Source organism: Rhodococcus sp. ENV425, from assembly GCF_002887785.1.
In the GTDB taxonomy this organism is placed as follows: domain Bacteria; phylum Actinomycetota; class Actinomycetes; order Mycobacteriales; family Mycobacteriaceae; genus Rhodococcus; species Rhodococcus aetherivorans.
On record NZ_PCZU01000208.1, the window covers coordinates 1 to 1,812 of the forward strand.

The window sequence follows — 1,812 nt, forward strand, 5'->3', positions numbered from 1 at the left end:
AGGGTGTCGATCTCGTCGGCGCGGGCGGTGAGCATGACGACGTAGGCGTCGGAGAACGTGCGCAGCTGCCGGCACACCTCGATCCCGTCCAGACGCGGCAACCCCAGATCGAGCACCACGACATCCGGATCGACCTGGCGGGCACGCTCGACGGCAGCGAGCCCGTCGTGTACGAGCGTGATCTCGAAGCCGGCGCGTTCGAGGTAGGTGCCTACCACCGTGGCCAGCGCCATTTCGTCTTCGACGACCAGCGCCCGCAGACCGGTCGGGGGGCCCGGTGCGGTCGCGGCGGGTACAGGGACGAGCTGATCGGAACCGGAGGCCATGGTCCTATCGTGGCCGTCGCGGCAGGCTGGTGGCGACGTTCTTCAGCGAACCTTCATCGAACCCCCACCCCCGGCGTCGGGTAACGCACCCAGACTCGGATGCGAGACTTTCGAGAAGGGAGCAGCCGTGATGTGGGGTACGGGTGCGATGGGCTGGGCCGGCTGGATGGTCATGGGACTGGTGATGATCGGTTTCTGGGCCCTGGTGGTCTCCGGCATCGCCGCAGTGTTCCGCACCGCACGCCACACCGCCATCCCGCCACGTCCGAGGACAACCGCTCCGCTGTAGGTCCTCCACCGCCCCGGCTCGCGGCAGGAGCGACACCGAGGAGTCCCGGACCCGGTGGCAGGCGGGGCGTTCTCCGATCCGCAGGGCCGGTCGCCGTGAGCAGCCTCCCCTGCGGAGATATGGCGTGCGGGGGCGAATAACCCGCTCGAGATGGGGTCTGGGCCGCAGCGTAGGTCCCTACGGACGGGCCCTGGGAGTGTGGTGCCTCGGATCCGGACGTCGAGGGTGACGGGCGCCGGACCCCACCGTCAGGAGAAACCTGCCCGAGACAGGGCGCGGTGATTCTTCAGGAAATCTTCACAGAAAGCTCCGCATTGTCACCGGGTGCGGCTGACAGGCTCGGATACGCACCGGTGCGCCAGCCGACCGGTCGGCTGCACGACCGAGCCGGAGCACCCGGTGAGCGCCCCGGGGGTTTGCCCCGCCCTCCGAAGGGGGATGCTCTCTCCGATGCGACCGCGGCGGGTTCGCCCGGTGCATGCACACGAGGAAAGGAATGTGCTTGTGAGGAAGAAGTCTCTGGCCACCGGCGCCGTGGCGGTCGCTGCGGCGCTCACCCTGGCCGCCTGCAGCGACTCCGGCAACAACCAGACCACCGGATCGACCACGTCGGCTGCGGTGAGCACCACCGCCTCCGCCGAGGCCGCCGCGGACCACAACCAGGCCGATGTGACCTTCGCCCAGCAGATGATTCCCCACCATTCCCAAGCCATCGAGATGAGCGACGTCATCCTGGCCAAGGAGGGCATCGACCCGCGGGTGACCGAACTGGCCCAGCAGATCAAGGCCGCCCAGGGACCGGAGATCGAGCAGTTGCAGAGCTGGCTCGCCGACTGGGGGCAGCCCACCATGCCCATGGGCACGACCAGCATGCCGATGACCACACCGAACATGCCCATGTCGTCACCCGGCATGGAGATGCCCGGTCACGACATGCCCATGCAGTCCACCCCCATGCCCGGCGGCGGCCAGATGGGCGGCGGCATGAGCGGAATGATGTCGGCCGAAGACATGACCGCGCTGCAGAACGCGGAAGGCGTCGACGCCTCCCGACTGTTCCTGACCCAGATGATCGAACACCACCGCGGCGCAATCGCGATGGCGCAGACCGAGATCGATTCCGGCCAGAACCCCGACGCGGTGGCCATGGCCCGCACCATCGCCGACACGCAGCAGCAGGAGATCACCACGATGGAG

Annotated in this window: 3 protein-coding genes; 2 read left to right on the forward strand and 1 reads right to left on the reverse strand. The window is 68.3% G+C overall.

Annotation, left to right across the window (positions count from 1 at the left end; all coding sequences use genetic code 11):
* Nucleotides 1-326: response regulator (locus CQZ88_RS17230; protein WP_146034324.1), on the reverse strand; the 326-nt coding region annotated here is incomplete at its 3' end.
* A gap of 127 nt (nucleotides 327-453) precedes the next feature.
* On the opposite strand from CQZ88_RS17230, the gene CQZ88_RS29575 reads away from it, so the two are divergent.
* Together CQZ88_RS29575 and CQZ88_RS17235 are read left to right on the forward strand one after the other, a co-directional pair.
* On the forward strand, nucleotides 454-615 hold the full coding sequence (locus tag CQZ88_RS29575) for a hypothetical protein (protein WP_258008642.1): 162 nt from the start codon (nucleotides 454-456) through the stop codon (nucleotides 613-615).
* Between the two features lie 504 nt (nucleotides 616-1,119).
* Nucleotides 1,120-1,812, forward strand: a 693-nt coding sequence (locus tag CQZ88_RS17235) for a DUF305 domain-containing protein (RefSeq protein WP_102800083.1), incomplete at its 3' end; no start/stop codon positions are given.